Consider the following 18,209-nt stretch of genomic DNA (forward strand, 5'->3'; position numbering starts at 1 on the left):
GCGTTTTAGCCGGGGCCACAACTGCAAGATCGGCGGGCGGAGGGGCGCTGCACGGCGCAGCACGGCTAGGTCTTGCAGACCTGCCTCACCTCGGGGATCGCCTCCGACACCGGTTTCGACAGGTCGACCAGGTCTTCGCCGTTGTAGGCCGCCGGCACGGTGACCATCAGCGGCACCTCGCGGCCCTGGAGGCTCCACCGACGGTCGCCGGTGACGTCCTCGGTGTACCAGCACACGTTGTTGACCTCGAAGAACTGGGCGCCGTCGGGCGGGGTGGGGCCGGCCACGCCACAGGCCACGGTGACCGCGGGGTCGCCGTAGGCGGCGTTCTGCTCCGGCCCGGCGGTGACCGGCCGGCGGGGGAGGTCGCCGAAGTGGTCGGGCAGCTTCGCGAACAGCGCGCGGCAGACGGTTGCCGCCCGTTCGGACAGCGGCGGCGCGGAGACCTCCACCGGGGTCGACGGCACCGGTCGGGGTGACGCGGCCGCGGTGCCGGGACCGGCCGGATCGTCGGGCGACATCACCTGGAACACGACGATGCCGGTGACCACGGCGACGGGCACCGCGACGAGCGCGGCGATCCGCGCCGCCCGGCGGGCGTCGGGATCGGCCATTACAGGTGGACGACGGAGCAGGTGACCGTGCGCGTGATGCCCGGCACCAGCTGAACCTTGCTGACGATCATCTTGCCGAGCTCGTCGACGGTGCGGGCCTCGGTGAGCACGACGACGTCGTACGGCCCGGTGACCGCGTCGACCCGGACCACGCCGCCAACATCCCGGATCGCCGCGGCCACGTCACGCGCCTTTCCCACCTCGGTTTGGATGAGGATGTACGCCTGGACCACGACACAGCTCCAATCCGCTGGTTCCCTATCCGTTCGTTTCCGACCGCATTTGCCCGGGACCACTGCAAGCCCTGTGAAACTACAGCACAGAGCGGATAGGGCTCACTCCCACGAGCGAGGTAGGTACATGACCGTTGCCAAGGCGGGCGAGTTCGGGCTGATTGCCCGGATCACCCGGCGGCTCCCTCCCGGTCCGTCCACATTGCTCGGTCCCGGTGACGACGCCGCGCTGGTGGCCGTTCCGGACCGACGGGTGGTCGTATCGACCGACGTTCTCGTCGACGGCCGGCACTTCCGCCGGGACTGGTCGACCGCCGAGGACGTCGGACACCGCGCGGCGGCGGCCAACCTCGCCGACATCGCGGCGATGGGCGCCGTGCCGACCGCGTTGGTCGTGGCCCTGTGCACCCCACCGGATCTGCCGATCGCCTGGGCCGAGGAGCTCGCCGACGGCCTGGGCGCGGAGGCGGCGAGCGCCGGCGCGGCCGTCGTCGGTGGCGACATCTCGGCGAGCCCCACCCTGACGATCGCGGTGACGGCGCTCGGCGACCTCGACGGCCGCGCGCCCGTCACGCGGAGCGGCGCGCGCCCGGGTGACCTCGTGGCGGTCGCCGGCCGCCTCGGCCACGCCGCGGCGGGCTACACCGTGCTGTGCCGCGGATTCCGGACGCCGAAGATCCTGGTCGACGCGCACCGGCGGCCGGAGGTGCCCTACCGCGCCGGTCCGGAAGCGGCGCTGCTGGGCGCCACCGCGATGATCGACGTGTCCGACGGGCTGCTCGCCGACCTCGGCCACATCGCCACGGCCAGCGGCGTCGCCATCGACCTGCGCCGGGAGACGTTCCCGCTGCCGGGCCAGATGCGCGACGCGGCCGCGGCGCTCGGCGTCGACCCGTACACCTGGCTGCTGTCGGGCGGCGACGACCACGCGCTCGCCGCGACGTTCCCGGCCGGCACCGAGCTACCGGACCGGTGGCTGGTGGTCGGCCAGGTCCGGGACTCGGCCGCGGTGGAGGTCACCGTCGATGGTCGCGCTTTCGGTGACGGCTCGGGCGGGTGGGACCACTTCAGGTAGCGACACCAATAGGGGACGGGCGTGCGCCCGTCCCCTATTCGCAGTTCTGGAGTGCGCCGCTAGGCGCGGGTGACCTTGCCGGCCTTCAGGCAGGAGGTGCAGACCTGGACGCGCTTGGTGTTGCCACCACCGGCGGGGGTGCGCACGTTCTGGATGTTCGGGTTCCACCGACGCCGAGTACGGCGGTGCGAGTGGGACACGTTGTTGCCGAAGCCGGGCCCCTTGCCACAGACGTCGCACACGCTAGCCACGGGAATCTCCTGGAGTTGCTCGTCGAATACTTACCCGAGTAACCCGGGCAACCGGTCAAGACTACCCGGCCCGCCACGGAGTGCGAAATCGGCCGCTGGCGTGGGCAGGCTGTCACACCGCGCCATTAGGGTTACCGGCGTGCCGGACAGTCTCGATGCGGTCGCCGTGCGCCAATGGTGTGCGCTCGGTCTCGATGCGTTGCGCCGGCACCAGCGCGAGATCGACGACCTCAACGTGTACCCGGTGCCCGACGGCGACACCGGCACCAACCTGGTTCTCACGGTGTCGGCGGCGGTGGAGGCGATCGCGGTCCACCGGGAGGCGATCGCTCCGGAGCTGCTGCGCGCGCTCGCCCGCGGCGCGCTGCTCGGCGCCCGGGGCAACTCCGGTGTGATCCTCTCGCAGCTGCTGCGCGGGCTGGCCGACGGCCTGGCCACCAGTCCCAGCCCCGGCGGGCTGGCCTTCGCCGCGGCACTGGTCGCCGCCGCCGACGCGGCGTACCGGGCGGTGGCCGTCCCGGCCGAGGGCACGGTGCTGTCGGTGGCCCGGGCGGCGGCGACGGCCGCGGCCGAGACGGAGTCCGACGACCTGGCCGTGGTGGTGCGCGCCGCGGCCGCCGCCGCCCGCCAGGCCCTGGCGCGCACGCCCGAGCAGCTGCCGGCGCTGGCCCGGGCCGGCGTGGTCGACGCGGGCGGCCGTGGCCTGTGCGTGCTGCTCGACGCGCTGGCCGAGGTGGTCACCGGCGTCACCGGCACCGACGAGGTGTACCCGCCGCCGAAGAGGAGCGTGGTGGCGCGCGAGCGGCTGCGGGTCAGGGAGGCGGGCTCGACGGAGTTCGCGTACGAGGTGCAGTACCTGCTCGACGCGTCCGACACGGCGGTCGAGAAGCTGCGGGCAACGCTCGGCGGGCTGGGCGACTCGCTCGTGGTGGTCGGCACCGGCGACGGCACCTGGAACGTGCACGTGCACGTCAACGACGTCGGCGGCGCGGTCGAGGCGGGCGTGGTCGCCGGCCGGCCGTACCGCATCGCGGTCACCCGGTTCGACGACCAGGTGGGCACCGACCCCGACGCGCGCGCCGTCGTGGTGCTGTGCGTGGGCGACGGCATCGCGGAGCTGTTCGCGGCCGAGGGCGCGGTCGTGGTCACCGCCTCGGCGGGCGGCACGCCGTCGACGGCCGAGATCCTCGCGGCGATCCGGGCCACCGGCGCGGGCAACGTGGTGGTGCTGCCCAACGACCCCAACGCGGCCTCGGTCGCCGCGGCGGCGGCCACCGAGGCGCGCGCCGAGAAGGTCAACACGGCGGTCATCCGCACCCGGTCACCGGTCCAGGCACTCGCGGCCCTGGCCGTGCGCGACCCGGAGCGGCGGTTCGACGACGACGTCATCGAGATGGCCGAGGCGGCCGGCGCGTGCCGGTACGGCGAGGTCACGGTCGCGAGCCGCGCCGCGCTCACGGTGGCCGGCCCGTGCGAGCCGGGCGACGTCCTCGCGCTCATCGAGGGCGAGGTGAACCTGATCGGGAAGGACCTGGGCACGGTGTGCCGCGACCTGCTCGACCGCATGCTCTCCGGCGGCGGCGAACTGGTCACGCTCGTCACCGGCGAGAACGCGCCCGACGGGCTGGCCGGCGAGTTGGCCGGTCACCTGGAACGGCGCTGGAAGTTCGTCGAGATGCAGGCGCACGAGGGCGGCCAGCCGCACTATCCGCTCCTGGTAGGTGTCGAATGAGCGAGCTTCGCGAGCGAATCATCAGCACAGTGCTTTGCGAACGCATGGCGGAGCGAAGCGGAGCCATCACATGAGCACAGTGGACACCCCGTTGTCCAAAGTGGTCGGTGCCAAGACCGGCAAGGCGTTCGCCGACCACCTCGACCTGCACACCTGCGGCGATCTGCTCTACCACTTCCCGCGCCGCTACGACGAGCGCGGCGAGCACACCGACATCCGCGGCCTGCAGATCGGTGAGCAGGTCACCGTGCTGGCCCAGGTGAAGTCCGTGAACCTGCGCCCGATGCGGGCCCGGAAGGGCACCCTGCTCGAGGTCGTGGTGGGTGACGGCACCGGTGGGTCGCTCACCTGCACGTTCTTCAACCAGGCCTGGCGCCAGCGCGACCTGCAGACCGGGCGCTGGGGGCTGTTCGCGGGGAAGGTCACCGACTTCCGCGGCAAGCGGCAGCTCAACGGTCCCGACTACGTGCTGCTGAGCGCCGATGCCGACGCCGAGGAGGAGGTCGAGGAGTTCGCCGGTGCGCTGATCCCGGTGTACCCGGCCGCCGCCGCGCTGCCCACCTGGACCATCGCCCGCACGGTGCGGGTGGTGCTCGACACGTTCGAGCCCCCCGACGACCCGCTGCCGGCGGGCCTGCGCGCCGAGCACGACCTCGCCGGCATCGGCCCGGCGCTGCGTGACATCCACCGGCCGGCCACCCGTGGCGCGCTGGAGGTGGCGAAGCGGCGGTTGAAGTGGGACGAGGCGTTCGCCGTCCAGCTGACGCTCGCGCAGCGCCGCAAGCGGGCCGAGCAGCTGCCCGCGGTGCCGCGGCCGCGCCGGGAGGACGGTGTGCTGGCGGCGTTCGAGGAGACACTGCCCTACGAGCTCACCGAGGGCCAGCTCAAGGTCGGCGACGAGATCGCCGACGACCTGGCCGGGTCGCACCCGATGCACCGGCTGCTGCAGGGCGAGGTCGGCTCCGGCAAGACCCTGTGCGCGCTGCGCGCGATGCTGCAGGTGGTCGACGCCGGTGGTCAGGCGGCGATGCTGGCGCCGACCGAGGTTCTGGCCGCGCAGCACGCCCGGGGCCTGCGTGAGCTGCTCGGCCCGTACAGCCGGCCGGGCGAGCTCGACGGCAACACCGACGGTACGAAGGTCGCGCTGGTCACCGGGTCTCTCGGCGCGGCGGCCCGGCGCGCGGTGGCCGCCGAGGTGTCCTCCGGCGAGGCGGGCATCGTCGTCGGCACGCACGCGCTGCTCTACGACGGCGTCGACTTCAAGGACCTGGGCCTGATCGTGGTCGACGAGCAGCACCGGTTCGGCGTCGAGCAGCGCGACAAGCTGCGGTCGAAGGCCGACAAGCCGCCGCACGTGCTGGTCATGACGGCCACGCCGATCCCGCGCACGGTGGCGATGACGGTCTTCGGAGACCTGGAGACCTCGACGCTGAGCCAGCTGCCGCGGGGCCGGTCGCCGATCGCCACCCACCTGGTGCCGGTCGCCGAGAAGCCGCAGTTCCTCGAGCGGGCCTGGCGGCGGGTGCGCGAGGAGGTCCAGAAGGGCCATCAGGTGTACGTCGTGTGTCCGCGGATCGGCGACAACGACGAGGAGGAACCGCCTTCGGACAACGAGAAGGCCAGGCCGCCGCTCGCTGTTCTGGAGATCGCCGAGATCCTGCGCGGTGACCTGCTGCCCGACCTGCGCATCGGGGTCCTGCACGGCCGGCTGCCGGCCGACGAGAAAGACGCGGTGATGCGGTCGTTCGCCGCCGCCGACCTCGACGTGCTGGTGGCCACCACGGTGATCGAGGTGGGCGTCGACGTCCCCAACGCCACGATGATGATCATCATGGACGCCGACCGGTTCGGGATCTCGCAGCTGCACCAGCTCCGCGGGCGTGTCGGGCGGGGCACGGCGCCGGGGCTGTGCCTGCTGGTCACCGAGGCGATGGCCGGCACGCCGGCCCGCGAGCGGCTCGACGCGGTGGCCTCCACCCTCGACGGCTTCGCGCTCGCCGAGCACGACCTCGACCAGCGCCGCGAGGGCGACGTGCTGGGCGCGGCGCAGAGCGGACGCCGGTCCCATCTGCGGCTCCTGTCGCTGCGCCGTGACGCCAAGCTGATCACCGAGGCCCGCTTCGCCGCGAAGGACCTCGTCGACGCCGACCCCGAACTCGAGAAGCACCCCGACCTCGCCGCCTCGGTGGCCCGCCTCGTCGACGACGAGCGCGCCGAGTACCTGGAGAAGGGGTGAGTCGGGTGATCGCCGGCACGTACGGGGGTCGCCGGCTGCAGACGCCGCCCGGTCAGGGCACCCGGCCCACGTCCGACCGGGTGCGGGAGGCCCTGTTCAGCACGCTCGACTCGCTGACCGACCTCGACGAGGCGCGGGTCGCCGACCTGTACGCCGGCTCGGGCGCCGTGGGGCTGGAGGCCGTCAGCCGGGGGGCCGGGCACGTCACGCTGGTCGAGTCCGCGCCGGCGGCGGTGCGGGCCGTCCGGGCGAACATCGCGGCGCTCGGCGTGGGCGGGGTCGTCACGCTCGTCACGACGGCGGTCGAGCGGGCGGTCGCGGCCCCGCCCGCACAGCCCTTCGACGTGATCTTCGCCGACCCGCCGTACGACCTGCCCGACGCCGACCTCGCGTCGGTTCTCGCGGCGATCGGGGCCAACGGGTGGCTGGCGGACGACGGGCTCCTCGCGGTCGAGCGGTCCACCCGTTCGCCGGAGCCCACCTGGCCCGATGTCGTCACATCCGGGCGTGGTCGGCGGTACGGGGAGACCACACTTTGGTACGGTCGCCGATCATGAGTGACCAGCCACGGCGGGCGGCCTGTCCCGGATCCTTCGACCCGGTGACCAACGGCCATCTCGACGTGATCGGCCGCGCCTCGGCGCTCTACGACGAGGTCGTCGTGGCGGTGCTCGTGAACGAGTCCAAGGTGGGGCTGTTCACGATCGACGAGCGGATCGAGATGCTCGCCGAGGTCACCGCGTCCTACCCGAACGTCACCGTGCGCAAGTTCCGCGGCCTGCTCGTCGACTTCTGCCGCGCCAACGACATCCCGGTGGTGATCAAGGGCCTGCGGGTCGCCAGCGACTTCGACTACGAGCTGCAGATGGCGCAGATGAACCTGGGTCTGGCCCGGGTCGAGACGCTGTTCATGCCGACGAACCCGCAGTTCTCGTTCGTGTCGTCGAGCCTGATCAAGGATGTCGCGAAGTGGGGCGGAGACGTTACCCCCCATGTGCCGGACGCGGTCGCGGCACGGCTCCGGGAACGTCTCGCCAAACCGCAGGACTAGAAACGCGGAAGTTTCAGGTCGGGCCTAATCGGTCTACAGGCGGCATGATGAGTGGGGCCTTTGCAGGGGGCCGGGTGACATGCCGACAAGGAGAACATCGCGGTGGATCCGCTCGATCGGGTCGATGAGCTGATCGCGCTCATCGAGAACGCGCGCTCGATGCCCATGTCGCGCGCCAACTGTGTGGTTGACCGGGCATACACGATCAACGCGCTGCAGGAGCTGCGCGCGGAGCTGCCCAGCGAGGTCCGCCGCGCGGTGGCGCTGCTGGAGGAGCGCGACAAGATCATGGACGCTGGCCGGCGCGAGGCGGAGCGCATCATCGCCGAGGGCGAGGCCGAGCACAACAGGCTGGTGTCGATCAACGAAATCGTCGTGTCGGCCGAGCACGAGGGCGCCCGCATCCTGGCCGATGCCCGCGCCGAGGCGCAGCGCCTACGCGAGGAGGTCGACGACTACGTCGACACGGCGCTGGCGAACTTCGAGCAGCTGCTCACCCGTTCGCTGGCGTCGATCGAGCGCGGTCGCGACAAGATGCACGCGCTGCGCGAGATCGGCTCCTACGGAGGCGGCGGTCAGGAGGTCGACGACCGCCCGCTGCCGTTCTGAATGCGCCCGCCTCCGCGGGCGCGGGCCTCTGATTTCGGGTCAGCGGGGAGCGTCGGGTAAGGTTGTCCGTCGGCCTCACCATGGGCCGGGAGCCTACGATGCAGCAACAGCCCAAGACACACCTGAACCCCCGGTCGCCGCTCGTTCTCGACACGCGAGAACTGCCGCGCCGCCCGGGAGCGATGCGTACGGTCAACCGGGCGGTTGAGGCACCGGATCGCCTCGGTCTCGACCTCATCGGGGTGCCGGTGGGTGCCACGCTCGACCTCGACCTGCGGCTGGAGTCCGTGTCGGAGGGGGTGCTCGTCTCGGGCACCGTCACCGGGCCGGTCGAGGGTGAGTGCGGGCGGTGCCTGGCACACATCGGCGAGACGCTGGAAGTGCGCATCCAGGAGCTGTACGCGTACGAGAACAGCACCACCGACGAGACGACAGACGAAGACGAGGTACGCCGGCTACAGGGAGACCTGATCGACCTGGAACCGGTGGTGCGGGACGCGGTGGTCACGGCACTGCCGACGAACCCGCTGTGCCGGGACGACTGCCCGGGGCTGTGCGCCGAGTGCGGCGAGCCCTGGGACGAACTCCCGGCCGACCACAAGCACGACCAGATCGACGCGCGCTGGGCCGCGCTGACGCAACTGAGAACCGAGGAGTAGATCCGGTGGCTGTTCCGAAGCGCAGGATGTCGCGCAGCAACACCCGCTCGCGCCGCTCGCAGTGGAAGGCGAAGGCGGTTCAGACCGTGGCGTGCCCGCAGTGCCGTTCGCCGAAGCTGCCGCACGCGGCGTGCTCGGTCTGCGGCACGTACAACGGTCGCCAGGTCCTTGAGGTCTGACACCCGACGCCCGGGTGACGGACTCCTCGCGGCGTGGCGCCGCGCGGATCGCCGTCGACCTCCTCGGCGGGGACGCCGCTCCCGCCGTCGTGGTTGACGGCGCTCTACGCGCCGCCGACGCCGATCCCGACCTTTCGCTGCTGCTCGTCGGCCCCCAGGAGGTGGCCGACGAGATTATTGCTGCGCTCCCACCCGACCGCCGCGCGTCCGTAGAGGTCGACGCGGTGCGTCGGGTCGTCGGCATGGCCGACTCGCCGCTGCGGGCGGTCCGCTCCGACACCACGGTGCGGGCCGGGGTCGCCGCGGTCGCGGCCGGCCGCGCCGGAGCGGTCGTCACGGCCGGAGCCAGCGGCGCGGCCGTCACCGCCGCCGTGCACGGGCTCGGCCGTCAGCCGGGCGTCCGCCGTCCGGCCCTCTGCGTGACCCTGCCCGCGCTGCGCGGGCCCGTCGTGCTGCTCGACGTCGGAGCCGGGCTCGACCTCATGCCCTCGGAGCTGGCGGTGTTCGCCCAGCTCGGGGCCACCTACGCCGCCGTCCTGCACGGCATCACCGCCCCGCGCGTGGGGCTCCTGTCGATCGGCGCCGAGCCCGGCAAGGGCGACAAGCTCCGCAAGGTGGCCGCGGTGGCGTTGGCCGACGCCACGCTGCCGCCCGGCGCCCGCTACACCGGCTACGTCGAGGGCCACGACGTGACGCTCGGCGGGCACGCCGACGTCGTGGTCACCGACGGGTTCACCGGAAACGTGCTGCTCAAGGGCATCGAGGGTGCCTACGCGCTGGCCGCCGGGCACGAGACGGCCAGCGGGCCGCCCGTGTCGGTGCCGCGCGCCGCGGTGCTGCTCGGGGTGCCCGGGAACGTGGTCGTCTGCCACGGTGCGGCCGAGCCCAAGGACGTCGCCGACGGCATCGCCCTCGCCACCACCCTGCACCACCTCGGCCTGTCCGGCCGTATGGCCGCCGCGCTGGACCCGCCGGCCCGCGCACCCGTCGTCGCGGAGGTTCGCCCGTGAAGAGAAGGCCGTCCGTCGTTCACCTGGAAGCCGCGTTCGGGGTCGCGTTCGATCCGGACCTGTTGGAACGGGCCCTGACGCACCGCTCCTACGCGTACGAGAACGGTGGGCTGCCCACCAACGAGCGGCTCGAGTTCCTCGGCGACGCCGTGCTCGGCGTCGTGATCACCACCGCGCTGTACCACAACCACCCCGACCTGCCGGAGGGCCAGCTCGCGAAGCTGCGCGCCAGCGTGGTCAACTCGCGGGCCCTGGCCGGGGTGGCGCGCGGGCTCGGCCAGGGCGGCATCGGCCCGTACCTGCGGCTGGGCAAGGGCGAGGAGGCCACCGGCGGCCGCGACAAGTCGAGCATCCTGGCCGACACGCTCGAGGCCCTGCTCGGTGCGATCTACCTGCAGCACGGGCTCGACCGGGCCAGCGAGGTGATCCACAAGGTCTTCGACCCGCTGATGATCGAGGCGGCCGGCGGCGGGCCGGCCCTCGACTGGAAGACCAGCCTGCAGGAGCTCACCGCCGAGCTCGGCCTGGGCGTGCCGGAGTACCGCATCGAGGACGCCGGCCCCGACCACGCCAAGACGTTCACCGCCTGGGTGCTGGTCGCCGGCGAGCGGTTCGGTGGCGCCGAGGGCGGCAGCAAGAAGGAGGCCGAGCAGCGCGCGGCGGCGTCGGCCTGGCAGGAGCTCAAGGCCCGCGCGGTCGCGGCGGCGGCCGACGTGGCACCGGACGACGCGACGGAGGCGGTGGCGGCGGCCGCGGGGGCCGCGGCGTCCGCACCGGAGGAGAGCGTCGAGGGGACGGACGTGAGCGCGGCCGGCCCCGGCCAGCCGGACGCATGACCACGGCGGAGTCGGTGGAACGCGACGAGCCCGCTGCTCCGGACGGGAAGCGGGCGACCTCCGATCCGCCTCCCGACGAGGACCCGGCCGAGGGCCCAGCCGACGGTCCGGCCGAGGACGACGCCTCGCCGCTGGGGCGGATGGCGTGGATCGCCGCGCCGTTGTCGATCTACCTCGCGACGCGGATCGTGCAGTTCTGGGTGCTCGAGTGGATGCTGCCGCCCGGTTCCCTGATGCGCGACAAGCTCCTGGCCTGGGACGCGTCCTGGTTCGTGCGGGTGGCGCAGGAGGGCTACCCGACGTCGTACCAGTACGGGCCGAACGGCGAGCTGCTCGGGTCGACGTTGGCGTTCTTCCCCGGCTACCCGCTGATGATCAGAGCCGTGGCCGCGGTCACCGGTCTCGAACACGGCACCGCGGCGATCGCGCTGGCCTGGATCTTCGGCGGGGTCGTCGCCGTGCTCCTGTGCGCGCTGGCGACCCGGCTGTGGGACCGGCGGGTGGCGCTCGCGCTCGTGACCCTGGTGTGCGTGCAGCCGATGTCGGTCGTGTTCACGATGGCGTACTCGGAGCCGATGTTCCTCGCCCTCGTGCTGGCCAGCCTCCTCGCGGTGCACAAGGACCGGTGGCTGCTGGGCGGCCTGTTCGGCTTCCTCGCCGGGCTGACCCGGCCGACGGGCGCGGCGCTGGCCCTCGCGTTGATCGTCGCGGCGGTGCTGCACGTGCGCAACGGCTCGCTGGGACGGCGGCGGTGGCTGGCGGTCGTGGGCGCCGGCGTGGCCTGTCTCGGCGCTCCGTCCTACCTGTTCTGGGTGGGCCGGCGGCTCGACGACTGGCCGGCCTGGTTCAAGGTGCAGTCGGCGGGGTGGGGCACCACCACCGACTACGGCGTCATGGTGTTCACGTTCGTGCGGGACTCGTTCCGGGCCGGTGACGGCTGGGTGCAGATGAGCGTGGCGCTCATCCTCGTGGCCGCCGTTGCCCTGGCGCTGCTGTCGGTCGTCATGATGTTCCGGGGTGAGATCTGGCCGCCGCTGGTGGTCTACGGGCTGGTGGCACTCGCGCTCGTCGTGGGGCAGGCGGGCTACTACCATTCCAAGCCGCGCCTGCTGGTGCCCGTCCTGTTGACGCTCGTGCCACCCGCGATCGCGCTCGGCCGGGCGAAACCCCGGACGGCGGCCGCGGCGCTGGTGGCGTTCGGGCTGTTCGGGCTGTGGTACGGGGCGCACATGATCATGGTGTGGCGGTACGCGATCTAGGAGTTTCGTTGCCAGAGTTGCCCGAGGTCGAAACGGTACGGCGGGGCCTGGAGAAGTGGGTCACCGGACGCACGATCGACACGGTCGAGGTCCTCCACCCCCGGTCGATCCGGCGGCACGTCACCGGCCCGCTCGACTTCGTGGCGCAGCTGCGGGGACGCACGATCCTCGGCGTCTCGCGGCGCGGCAAGTACTTCTGGTTCCCGCTCGACGACGGTGCCGCCATGTACGGACACCTCGGCATGTCGGGCCAGCTGCTGGTACAGCCGTCGTCGGCCACCGACGAGATCCACCTGCGGATCCGGTTCACGTTCACCGACGGCGACCCGGAGATGCGGTTCGTCGACCAGCGCACGTTCGGCGGGCTGGCCGTCTCGCCCGGCGGCGCCCTGCTGCCGGCGGAGCTGGCGCACATCGCGCTCGACCCGATCGATCCCGAGTTCGTCGACGAGGACTTCGTCACCGCGATCCGCAACCGGCGCACCGGCGTCAAGCGGGCGCTGCTCGACCAGACGTTGATCTCCGGGGTCGGCAACATCTACGCCGACGAGTCGCTGTGGCGCTCGAAGCTGCACTGGGCCCGGCCGACCGACACGCTGACCCGTCCGGCCGCCCGCCAACTCCTCGGCCACGTGCGCGATGTGCTCACCGCCGCGATCGGCGCCGGTGGCACGAGCTTCGACTCGCTGTACGTCAACGTCAACGGCGAGAGCGGCTACTTCGACCGGGCGCTGGCGGTGTACGGCCGGGAGGGGCTCGAGTGCGAGCGGTGCGGCACGGCGGTGCGCCGCGACCCGTTCATGAACCGGTCGAGCTTCACGTGCCCCAAATGCCAGCCGAGACCCCGCCGAGCACGCCTTTAATCGGTGTCGGGCCCCGCGGAGCCACGGTATCGTCAGTGCCGACCCGGGCTGACAGATGTGATGTTCGCCCAGTACGGATCCCGCGCACCCGTGGTGCTTGACGTGCCGCCACGTTCGGCGGACTATAGAAAAGTCGCCAGTCGCGCCCAATCACGCCCGTGACAAGTCATGTCATGTGCAGGGTCGCGGAACGCTGGGCGCGCGTAGGCCGCACACACCGGTCGCGCAATACGAGGAGACGATATGGCGAAGGCCCTCTACGGCCACGTCGGCAACGCGCCTGACCGGCGCCTGCTCGACGAGGTCACGCTTCTGCGCACCAAGGTACGGGCGCTTGAGATCGAACTGACTCGGCTGCGTGCCGAGAACGACCGGCTCGCCGCGGCGGCCGAGGCGGAGCTGCTCCGCCTGCCAGAGCCGGCAATGGCCTGACACGTTCGTTCGATCGTCATCCGGGGGGCCCGCCCGACGGGCCCCAATTCCCGAGGTGCTGAACCCGTAACCAGTAGCACAACTGAAGATACGCAAACTGCGCGCCGAACGCTCACGCGACGGCGCGCTTGCGTGTTCAGGGGTGTGTAACGGAGCTTCAAGATTCGAAACTGGCTGGTGGGGGCCCTGTCACCGCCTGTGCCGGGCGCGCCCGCGTGTGGGGGAATGCGGGGATGGGTACGCATCGAGCGGTACCCTGCCCGATGTAACCAGGTAAGCGGTGACTTACAGTAGTTGCCCCGGTCGGTCTGCGGAGTTTAGTGCATCTCAAGAGTCTGACGGTCAAGGGCTTCAAGTCCTTCGCCACCGCGACAACGTTGAAGCTCGAGCCCGGCATCACCTGCGTGGTGGGCCCGAACGGCTCGGGCAAGTCCAACGTTGTCGACGCGATCGCCTGGGTGCTCGGCGAGCAGGGCGCCAAGGCGCTGCGCGGCGGCAAGATGGAAGACGTGATCTTCGCCGGCACCACCGGGCGGGCACCGCTCGGCCGCGCCGAGGTCACCCTGACCATCGACAACAACGACGGTGCCCTGCCGATCGACTACACCGAGGTGTCGATCACCCGGCGCATGTACCGCTCCGGCGAGAGCGAGTACGAGATCAACGGCAACCGCTGCCGCCTCATCGACATCCAGGAGCTGCTCTCCGACTCCGGCATCGGCCGGGAGATGCACGTGATCGTCGGGCAGGGACAGCTCGACGCCGTGCTGCACGCCAAGCCGGAGGACCGGCGCGCGTTCATCGAGGAGGCGGCCGGCGTCCTCAAGCACCGCAAGCGCAAGGAGAAGGCGCTGCGGAAGCTCGAGGCCATGCAGACCAACCTGAACCGCCTCACCGACCTCACGGCCGAGCTGCGGCGTCAGCTCAAGCCGCTGGGCCGGCAGGCCGAGGTGGCGCGACGGGCGGCCACGATCCAGGCCGACCTGCGTGACGCCAAGCTGCGGCTGCTCGCCGACGAGCTCGCCACCATGCGCGAGACCCTGAACAAGGAGATCGCCGACGAGACCGCGCTCCGGGCGAAGCGCGAGGAGGTCGAGCAGCAGCTCGCCGCCGTCGACGAACGGCTGAGCCAGCTCGAGACCCGTGCGGCGGCCGAGGCGCCGGTGCTCGCCCGGGCCCAGGACACCTGGTACCAGCTGTCCGGGTTGCAGGAACGCCTGCGCTCCACCCACCAGCTCGCCACCGAGCGGCTCAAGCACCTCAACACGGTCGAGGAGGAGCGGCCCGGCCGCGACCCCGACCAGCTGGCCGCCGAGGCCGACCGCGTGCGGGAGCAGGAGAACGAACTGCGCGCCGCCCTGGAGACCAGCCAGGACCGGCTGGCCCAGGCGGTCAGCGAGCGGCAGGACCTCGAACGCACCCTCGCCGCGGCCGAGAAGGCCCTGACGGCGGCGCACAAGGCGGTGGCCGACCGGCGCGAGGGCCTGGCCAAGCTGGCCGGCCAGGTGCAGTCGGCGCGCACCCGTGCCCACGCCGGCGCCGAGGAGATGGAGCGGCTCGCGTCAGCCTTCGCGGAGGCGAAGGCCCGCGCCGACGTGGCGCAGGAGGAGTACGACCTCGCCGCCGACGGCGCCACCGAGGCCGAGCAGGACACCGCCGACCTCGACGTGCGCCACAAGGAAGCCACCACCGCGCATGAGCAGGCGCAGCAGAAGGCGCGCCAGGTCGAAGCCGCCGAACGGGCCGCCGAGAAGGAAGCGGCCCAGTGGAAGGCCCGCGAGGAGGCCCTCGCGATGGGCCTGCGCCGCAAGGACGGCGCAGGCGCGCTCCTGGCCAGGGCCGACCAGATCGACGGGGTGCTCGGCAGCGTCGCCGCGCTGCTGTCGGTCGAGCCGGGCTACGAGGCCGCGCTCGCCGCCGCGCTGGGCGTGCTCGCCGACGCCGTCGCGGTCGACGGGCTCGACGCGGCCAAGGCCGCCATCGAGCTGCTCAAGAACGACGACGGCGGACGCGCCGCGCTCCTCGTCGGCAGCGCGCCGACCAGCGAGAAGGAGGAGCGGCCCGCGCTGCCGGAGGGCGCCCGCTGGGCCGCCGACCTCGTGCACGCGCCGCCGGAGCTGAAGCCGGCCGTCGACACCGCGCTGCGTGGCGTCGCGTTCGCGCCCGACCTGGAGACCGCGCGGGGCATCGCCGCCTACGCGCCGACCGTGCGGGCGGTGACCCCCGAGGGCGACATCATCGGCGCCTACGCGGCCGCCGGCGGCTCGGGCAAGCAGCCCAGCTACCTCGAGGTGCAGGCCGCCGTCGAGGAGGCCCGCAGCCACAAGAACGAGGCCGACGCGAAGGCCGCCGCGCTGCGCGACGAGCTCGCGGAGGCACGCGAACAGGCCGCCGAGCTCAAGGAGCGGGTGTCAGAGGCCAACACGGCCCGCAGGCAGGCCGAGGGCGCGCGCAACGCGGTTGCCCGCAAGCTCGCCGAGCTCGGCGCCGCCAGCCGCAGCGCGAAGGCCGAGGCCGACCGCCTCGCCACCGCCCGCGCCAAGGCCGAGAACTCCCGCGAGGAGGCGCTGCTCGCCCTGGAGGCGCTCGAGGAGCGGCTCGCCATAGCCGAGGACACGCCGGTCGAAGCCGAACCGTCCACTGTGGAGCGGGACGAGCTCGCTCAGGCGGTCCCGCAGGCCCGTCAGCGCGAGATGGACGTGCGCCTCGCGGTCCGTACGGCCGAGGAACGCGTCGCGGCGCTGGCCGGCCGCGCGGACGCCCTCATGCGACAGGCCCAGGCCGAACGCGCCGCCCGCGAGCGCGCGGCCGCGGCGCGGGCCGCGCGTGCCCGCGGCGCCGCGATCGCGCAGGCCGTCGTGGTCGGTGCCGAACGGGCGCTGGAGGCGATCGCCGTCAGTCTGGCGGCGGCGTCCGAACAACGCGATCACCTCGCCGTCGCGCGCGCTGAGCGGGAGCAGGAGCTGTCGGGCATCCGCGGGACCAGCCGGCAGCTGACCGCCCAGCTGGAGCGCCTCACGAGCGCGGTGCACCGCGACGAGGTGGCGCGGGCCGAGCAGCGGCTGCGCATCGAGCAGCTGGAGGCGCGCTCGGCCGACGAACACGGGCTGGAGCCGGAGCTGCTGATCGCCGAGTACGGCCCGGCGAACCCGGTGCCGCCGACGGCGCCCGAGGTCGCTCTCGCCGAGTCGGAGGGCCGGGAACCGCCGGCTCCGATGCCGTTCGACCGGGCCACGCAGGAGAAGCGGGCCGCCAAGGCCGAACGGGAGCTGAACCTGCTGGGCAAGGTCAACCCGTTGGCGCTGGAGGAGTTCGCGGCGCTGGAGGAGCGGTTCAAGTTCCTGTCCGACCAGCTCGAGGACCTGAAGAAGTCGCGGCGCGACCTGCTCACCGTGGTGAAGGACGTCGACGACCGGATCCTCGAGGTGTTCGCCAGCGCCTACCACGACACCGCCCGCGAGTTCGAGCAGGTGTTCGGGGTGCTGTTCCCGGGCGGCGAGGGCCGGCTGGTGCTCACCGACCCGGAGGACATGCTCACCACCGGCGTCGAGGTCGAGGCCCGCCCGCCGGGCAAGAAGATCAAGCGGCTGTCGCTGCTCTCGGGTGGCGAGCGGTCGCTGACGGCGGTGGCGATGCTGGTGGCGATCTTCCGCGCCCGGCCGTCGCCGTTCTACATCATGGACGAGGTCGAGGCCGCCCTCGACGACGTCAACCTCGGCCGGCTGATCACGCTGTTCGCGCAGCTGCGGGAGAAGTCGCAGCTGATCATCATCACGCACCAGAAGCGCACGATGGAGGTCGCCGACGCGCTGTACGGCGTCACCATGCGCAGCGGCGTCACCGAGGTGATCAGCCAGCGGCTCGCGCGGGACGCCGATGAAGCCGCATGAGGCAAAAGCCTTCCGCACTGCTGATCGACTTTGACGGGGTGCTGCGCCACTTCGACCCCGCGGTGATCGCGGTGGCCGAGGAGCGGTACGGCCTCGAGCCCGGCGCGGTCACCGACGTCGCCAGGGAGTGGCCGCGGCTGGAGGCCGCGATCACGGGACGCGTGTCGCACGCCGACTGGTTCCTGGGCGTCGCCGACGCGCTGGCCGACCGGGTCGGCGGCCCCACGATGGCGCGGAACCTGATGGTCGAGTACGGCGCCTACCGCGGCGCGGTCGACACCGAGGTGCACGCGTTCGTGCGCTCGGCGCGGCAGGCGGGTGTGCGCGTGGTGCTGGCGACCAACGCCACCGACGCGCTGGACCTCGATCTCGACCAGTTCGGGATCGCCGGCGACTTCGACGCGGTGGCGAACTCCTCGGCGATCGGCTCCTACAAGCCGCAGAAGGAGTACTTCCTCGCGGCCTGCGCCCTGGTCGACACGCCACCGGCGCAGTGCCTGCTCATCGACGACACCGACCGCAACGTGCGCGGGGCACGTGCGGCCGGCCTGTCGGCGCTGCGGTTCAGCGGCCCAGCAGATCTTTCGTACGCCCGGTCGGCGCTGTCTCTTCCCTAGGCCTGCTGGTCCTTAGGCCTGCTGGGAAAGACCGTCTCGGCCACCGGCCAGAAGATCAACCAGATCAGCATCGGGACGGCCGGCTTGGCGGCCCAGGCCAGCAGCGGCGCCGCGCGGTCGTGGTCGCCGACGAGCAGGTAGCCGGCGCCGAGCAGCAGCGCGGCCACCGCCCACCCGAGCGCCGCCCTGCCCCACGCCTTCCACTCGTACACGAGCTTGTCGCGGCCGTACTTCGGCGGCTTCCAGGGCGGCGGGCCGCCGGCGAAGCGGTGCGCGAACCGCTGGTCGGCCCAGCGGATCATGTCCTTGCCGAACGCGACCGAGAACCCGATGTAGAGCGCGGCCAGCCCGTGCCCCCACTCGGGCTCGGCGCCGCGTCGCAGGTCGATCACCGTGGCGACGAGGAGCACGACGTCGATCAGCGGCACGCAGACCAGCAGCACCGTGCTGACCCGCCGCCACCGCAGCAGGTACCGCGCGGCCAGTCCGGCGCCGAGGAGAACCCAGAATCCGATCTCGCTGGCGATGATCAGTGCGAGCAGCATGGGTCAAGCGTCACCCGCCCGGAGGGCCGGATCGTCGGCTGGCGCGACGATTCGGCGGCTACATCCTTCGACGGACCCGGCTCCCGCTCTCGACGGACCCCGGCCGCCGCTACGGATG

19 protein-coding genes are annotated in these 18,209 nt (G+C 72.4%); 15 read left to right on the forward strand and 4 right to left on the reverse strand.

The features are described 5' to 3' along the window. Nucleotides 1–65: 65 nt before the first annotated feature. Together Voc01_RS21175 and Voc01_RS21180 are read right to left on the reverse strand one after the other, a co-directional pair. Nucleotides 66–614, reverse strand: a complete 549-nt coding sequence (locus Voc01_RS21175) for a DUF3515 domain-containing protein (protein ID WP_203929223.1) — start codon at nucleotides 612–614, stop codon at nucleotides 66–68. Further along, complete coding sequence (locus Voc01_RS21180; protein WP_203929224.1) at nucleotides 614–847, reverse strand: Lrp/AsnC ligand binding domain-containing protein; 234 nt, start codon at nucleotides 845–847, stop codon at nucleotides 614–616. Before Voc01_RS21180 ends, Voc01_RS21175 begins: the two co-directional genes overlap by 1 nt. A gap of 127 nt (nucleotides 848–974) precedes the next feature. Between Voc01_RS21180 and Voc01_RS21185 the strand changes: the two genes are divergently transcribed. Beyond that, entirely contained in the window at nucleotides 975–1,922 is a 948-nt protein-coding gene (locus tag Voc01_RS21185) for a thiamine-phosphate kinase (RefSeq protein ID WP_203929225.1), read from the forward strand. A gap of 59 nt (nucleotides 1,923–1,981) precedes the next feature. On the opposite strand, the gene rpmB is transcribed toward Voc01_RS21185, so the two are convergent. Continuing rightward, the gene (rpmB, locus tag Voc01_RS21190; RefSeq protein WP_203929226.1) at nucleotides 1,982–2,173 is read right to left on the reverse strand and encodes a 50S ribosomal protein L28; all 192 of its coding nucleotides are present in this window, start codon (nucleotides 2,171–2,173) and stop codon (nucleotides 1,982–1,984) included. Between the two features lie 139 nt (nucleotides 2,174–2,312). Between rpmB and fakA the strand changes: the two genes are divergently transcribed. From fakA to Voc01_RS21260, 14 genes are all read left to right on the forward strand, one after another. Continuing rightward, a complete protein-coding gene (gene fakA, locus Voc01_RS21195) occupies nucleotides 2,313–3,905 on the forward strand; it encodes a DAK2 domain-containing protein (RefSeq protein ID WP_203929227.1) in 1,593 nt (530 codons plus the stop codon). 34 nt (nucleotides 3,906–3,939) lie between these two features. Further along, on the forward strand, nucleotides 3,940–6,141 hold the full coding sequence (gene recG, locus Voc01_RS21200) for an ATP-dependent DNA helicase RecG (RefSeq protein ID WP_275423739.1): 2,202 nt from the start codon (nucleotides 3,940–3,942) through the stop codon (nucleotides 6,139–6,141). After that, entirely contained in the window at nucleotides 6,138–6,698 is a 561-nt protein-coding gene (gene rsmD, locus Voc01_RS21205; protein WP_203929229.1) for a 16S rRNA (guanine(966)-N(2))-methyltransferase RsmD, read from the forward strand. The genes recG and rsmD overlap by 4 nt, the downstream gene beginning before the upstream one ends. Beyond that, the gene (gene coaD, locus Voc01_RS21210; protein ID WP_203929230.1) at nucleotides 6,695–7,192 is read left to right on the forward strand and encodes a pantetheine-phosphate adenylyltransferase; all 498 of its coding nucleotides are present in this window, start codon (nucleotides 6,695–6,697) and stop codon (nucleotides 7,190–7,192) included. The genes rsmD and coaD overlap by 4 nt, the downstream gene beginning before the upstream one ends. Before the next feature lie 102 nt (nucleotides 7,193–7,294). Further along, a complete protein-coding gene (locus Voc01_RS21215) occupies nucleotides 7,295–7,801 on the forward strand; it encodes an SPFH domain-containing protein (protein WP_203929231.1) in 507 nt (168 codons plus the stop codon). A 98-nt stretch (nucleotides 7,802–7,899) separates the two neighbouring features. Continuing rightward, complete coding sequence (locus Voc01_RS21220; RefSeq protein ID WP_203929232.1) at nucleotides 7,900–8,460, forward strand: YceD family protein; 561 nt, start codon at nucleotides 7,900–7,902, stop codon at nucleotides 8,458–8,460. Between the two features lie 5 nt (nucleotides 8,461–8,465). Beyond that, nucleotides 8,466–8,639, forward strand: coding sequence for a 50S ribosomal protein L32 (rpmF, locus tag Voc01_RS21225; protein WP_203929233.1), 174 nt, complete (start codon nucleotides 8,466–8,468; stop codon nucleotides 8,637–8,639). A 14-nt stretch (nucleotides 8,640–8,653) separates the two neighbouring features. Continuing rightward, nucleotides 8,654–9,649 carry a phosphate acyltransferase PlsX gene (locus Voc01_RS21230; RefSeq protein ID WP_203929234.1) on the forward strand — a complete coding sequence of 332 codons (996 nt, stop codon included), beginning with the start codon at nucleotides 8,654–8,656 and terminating at the stop codon, nucleotides 9,647–9,649. After that, nucleotides 9,646–10,485 carry a ribonuclease III gene (gene rnc / locus Voc01_RS21235; protein ID WP_203929235.1) on the forward strand — a complete coding sequence of 280 codons (840 nt, stop codon included), beginning with the start codon at nucleotides 9,646–9,648 and terminating at the stop codon, nucleotides 10,483–10,485. Before Voc01_RS21230 ends, rnc begins: the two co-directional genes overlap by 4 nt. Continuing rightward, entirely contained in the window at nucleotides 10,482–11,744 is a 1,263-nt protein-coding gene (locus Voc01_RS21240) for a putative hexosyltransferase (protein ID WP_203929236.1), read from the forward strand. The genes rnc and Voc01_RS21240 overlap by 4 nt, the downstream gene beginning before the upstream one ends. Before the next feature lie 8 nt (nucleotides 11,745–11,752). Beyond that, nucleotides 11,753–12,607, forward strand: a complete 855-nt coding sequence (gene mutM, locus Voc01_RS21245; RefSeq protein ID WP_203929237.1) for a bifunctional DNA-formamidopyrimidine glycosylase/DNA-(apurinic or apyrimidinic site) lyase — start codon at nucleotides 11,753–11,755, stop codon at nucleotides 12,605–12,607. A gap of 243 nt (nucleotides 12,608–12,850) precedes the next feature. Further along, nucleotides 12,851–13,039 (forward strand): hypothetical protein, encoded by a 189-nt coding sequence (locus tag Voc01_RS21250; RefSeq protein ID WP_203929238.1) that lies wholly within the window; start codon nucleotides 12,851–12,853, stop codon nucleotides 13,037–13,039. A gap of 320 nt (nucleotides 13,040–13,359) precedes the next feature. Next, entirely contained in the window at nucleotides 13,360–16,929 is a 3,570-nt protein-coding gene (gene smc, locus Voc01_RS21255; RefSeq protein WP_203929239.1) for a chromosome segregation protein SMC, read from the forward strand. Continuing rightward, complete coding sequence (locus tag Voc01_RS21260) at nucleotides 16,926–17,546, forward strand: HAD family hydrolase (protein ID WP_203929240.1); 621 nt, start codon at nucleotides 16,926–16,928, stop codon at nucleotides 17,544–17,546. Before smc ends, Voc01_RS21260 begins: the two co-directional genes overlap by 4 nt. Here the strand turns inward: Voc01_RS21260 and Voc01_RS21265 are convergent. Further along, nucleotides 17,543–18,091, reverse strand: a complete 549-nt coding sequence (locus Voc01_RS21265) for a hypothetical protein (RefSeq protein ID WP_203929241.1) — start codon at nucleotides 18,089–18,091, stop codon at nucleotides 17,543–17,545. The genes Voc01_RS21260 and Voc01_RS21265 overlap by 4 nt on opposite strands. Nucleotides 18,092–18,209: the final 118 nt, after the last annotated feature.

The organism is Virgisporangium ochraceum, assembly GCF_016863655.1.
Lineage (GTDB): Bacteria > Actinomycetota > Actinomycetes > Mycobacteriales > Micromonosporaceae > Virgisporangium > Virgisporangium ochraceum.